This window comes from Okeania sp., assembly GCF_983059655.1.
This window is the reverse complement of sequence record NZ_CEZPJD010000761.1, coordinates 1-3,832: the sequence shown is the minus strand read 5'-3', so window position 1 is coordinate 3,832 and position 3,832 is coordinate 1. Positions and strand designations below refer to the sequence as shown.

Genomic DNA, 3,832 nt, shown 5'->3' with positions numbered 1-3,832 from the left:
TACTTTGCTCTGGGTTAGTATTTATTATGCAGCCTGGATTTATGTGTTTAGAGTCTGGACTCACCAGGTCAAAAAATAGCATTAACGTTGCGATTAAAAACTTAACTGATTTTGGTATTTCGGTTACCTGCTTTTGGAGTTTTGGATTTGCCTTCATGTTTGGGGCTTCATTTTATGGAATAATTGGCCATAGTAAATTTTTCTTGGCAACCGATCTACAAGCTTTTGACGCAGCCTTCTTTTTATTTCAAGTAATGTTCTGTGGTACAGCTACGACTATCGTTTCTGGTGCAGTAGCTGAACGCATGAAGTATGCCTCCTATCTATTTGTCGCCTCCCTAGTTTCAGGTTTGATCTATCCCATATTTGGTCATTGGGTTTGGAATGGAGCTGACATTGGTATATTAACAGGCTGGCTTGGACATAATGGTTTTGTTGACTTCGCAGGTTCGAGTGTTGTCCATAGTATTGGTGGTTGGGTATCTCTGGCAGCTTTATTAGTTATTGGTCCCCGAACAGGTAGATTTCCTCCTGGTTGTCCACCAGAAAAAATTCATGGTTCTAATTTACCCCTATCGGTTTTGGGGGCAATGTTGATTTGGTTTGGTTGGCTTGGGTTTAATGGTGGAAGTACCCTGGCATTAAATGAACAAGTAGCAGGCATTATTGTCAATACAATTCTTGCCAGTGTAGGAGGAATGATTATTACTCTTGGTATTACTTGGTATATCAGAGGAATACCCAGTGTTGAGGGACTAATTAATGGTACTCTTTCTGGTTTAGTTGGCATTACAGCAGCTTGTCATGCTGTTACAGCTTTTTCTGCCATTTTCATTGGTGTTATTGCTGCCATAGTTACTATGTTGGTAGAAGAAGCTTTAGAAAAAGTTCGAGTTGATGATGCTGTTGGAGCTATCCCAGTTCATCTTGGTGCTGGTATTTGGGGAACTTTAGCAGTAGCTTTATTTGGGAAGGCAGAGGTTTTAGGTACTGGTCTTAGTTTTAGCCAACAATTGACAGTTCAGCTCTTGGGAGTTTTTGCAGCTTTTTTATTAGGATTTTGTTTGGTATATCCAATTTTATTCATTGCAAATAAGCTTTATTTATTCCGAGTTTCAGAAGCAGATGAAAGTATTGGTTTAAATGTTTCGGAGCATCAAGCTAAAACAGAAATATTAGACTTATTTAGAGTAATGGACTCTCAAGCTAGTACGCAAGATTTAAGTTTGCGAGTACCTGTAGAACCTTTTACAGAAGTAGGTCAAATTGCCACTCGCTACAATCAGGTAATGGATGCTTTGGAAGAAGTTACTGCTAGAAATGATGCCATTATTAAAGTAGCGACAGATGCAATTATTACTTTTACTAAACCAGAGCTAGAAATTATTAGTATAAATCCTAGTGGTGAGAAAATTTTTGCCTACACAAATCAAGATTTAGTAGGGAAGCCTATTTATCAAATATTTGACTTTACTATTAATCCATTAACTATGGAAAAAATGGATATCTCTCATTTATTAATGGAGGTCGAAAAATCAACAGTAGAGCCATTAAAATTATGGGTGAATCCAGATTCGATCTTATCGCAAAGTTTAGAAAGTAAAAATAATTTTTATGTCTTTGAGTTGCCAGATATTCAGCCAGAAAATTGGCAAGATTTTTTTCCTAGCTTTTTGCATTTACAAGAGGAGAATTTAGTAGATAGTCAAATAGAGTCGAAGCAACAAAAAAAAAGCGAGCAACAAAATGATTATATAGAACTACTAATATCTAAAATTGCTAACAGTGGAAACCTTTTTGAATTAGTTGGTGTCCGTTCAGATGATTCCTTATTTCCGATGGAAATTGCAGTTAGAGAAGCAAAATTTAATCAAAAAACTTTCTACACAGGAACTTTTAGAGATATTACAGATAGAAAGGAATCAGAAATAAAGCTCAAGGAAAATGAGCAAAGGTTTCGGAGTTTATCCAGAGCTACCTTTGAAGGAATTATTATCTATGAGCAAGAAAAAATCATGGATACAAATATCGCTGCTGCTAATATGTTTGGATATGAATTATCAGAAATAGTGGGTATGAATGGATGGGAGTTAATCGCTCCAGAATACCGCGACTTAGTAGTTGAAAAAATGACTTCTGGTTCAGAAAAAGCCTATGAAGTAATTGGGGTTAGAAAAGATGGTTCAACTTTTCCTTTAGAAATTGAATCCAAGGTTTTTTTATACAGAGGTAATCAAAATGGAGTGGCAGCTTTAAGAGATATTACTGAGCGAAGATTAGCAGAGGCAGCATTACGAGAAAGTGAGGAAAGATTTAGAGCGGTAATGGAACAAGCAGCAGATGCTTTTATTCTTCATGATTTAGAAGGAAAAATTATTGATGTAAATGAAAGTACCTGTAAAAGTTTGGGATATTCTCGTCAAGAATTATTGAACTTATATGTAGAAGATATTGAAGAAAATTTTGTATCTCAAGGGTTTCCTAAAAAATGGAAAAATTTGATTGTTGGCATACCAATAACTATAGAGGGAATTCATAGTCGCAGAAATGGTACAACTTTTCCTGTAGAAATACGTTTGGGTTTATTAAAAGCAGGAAAAGGTAAATTAATATTAGCTCTTTGTCGTGATATAACTGAACGTAAAAAAGCAGAAACAGCTTTACTTCTAGAACGAGAAAAGTCAGAAAAATTATTGTTAAATATTCTGCCGAAACCTATTGCTGATAGATTAAAAGAAGGTCATAGTACCATTGCAGAAGGATTCGCAGAAGTTACAGTTTTATTTGCAGATTTAGTGGGGTTTACTGAATTAGCAGGTCGTGCAACTCCTGAAAGATTAGTTTATTGGTTAAATGAAATTTTTTCCAGGTTTGATTTACTGGCAGAAAAATATGGTTTGGAGAAAATTAAAACTATTGGAGATGCTTATATGGTTGTGGGTGGGTTGCCAGACCCAATGGAAAATCATGCTGAGGCGATCGCTCTGATGGCTATAGATATGCTTGAGGAAGTATCCCATTTTGCTGACGAACAGGAACAAGACTTTAATATTCGTATTGGTATAAATACTGGCCCAGTCGTTGCTGGTGTAATTGGACGTAAAAAGTTTATCTACGATTTATGGGGTGATACTGTAAATATTGCTAGTCGTATGGAGTCTCATGGTATACCAGGTTTTATACAAGTGACAGAAGAGACCTATGAGATTTTACAACAAAAATTTTTATTTACAGAACGGGGTTTGATTGATATTAAGGGCAAAGGTTACATGAAGCCTTATATTTTGCAGGGGAAAAAAGAGTTATATTGAGGAAGGGAAAAGTCAAAAGTTAAGAATTAAAGTCAAAAGTCAAAAGTCAAAAGTAAGAATTAAAGGCAAAAGTCAAAAATTAAGAAGTAAGAAGTAAGAATTGAAGGGAAAAGTCAAAAGTCAAATTTCAAACCTCCTTATTGCAAGAGGTACTGATAACTGATAACTGATAACTGAAATGACGGTGGGGTATTAAACCCGCAAAAGAAAAGATAAAAAACTGTCAGTCATTGCCAAAATTTCTGATTTGTGTGTTATATTGAAATTATGCGGATGTGGCGGAATTGGTAGACGCGCTAGATTTAGGTTCTAGTTTCTTCGGAAGTGGGGGTTCAAGTCCCTTCATCCGCATTTTATTTAAGAAGGAAGAAGTTTATGGGGATTAGAACCCCAACCAATTTTAAATACTGCTTATGAGATGCGGAGCATGAGACCCAACTAGATACGGTCTCGGGGTCTCCCATTATAATCTGTGATTTAACGGGAGAGAACTTCACAACAAATATCCAACATATCAGTAT

Annotated in this window: 1 protein-coding gene and 1 tRNA gene; both read left to right on the top strand. The window is 35.8% G+C overall.

The annotated features are described in order from the left end of the window. A partial coding sequence (gene amt / locus AC3DU7_RS27975; protein ID WP_488042526.1) for an ammonium transporter occupies positions 1-3,311 on the top strand: 3,311 nt, incomplete at its 5' end. Positions 3,312-3,580: 269 nt separating this feature from the next. After that, a tRNA-Leu gene (locus AC3DU7_RS27970) sits at positions 3,581-3,662 on the top strand. Positions 3,663-3,832 lie beyond the last annotated feature (170 nt).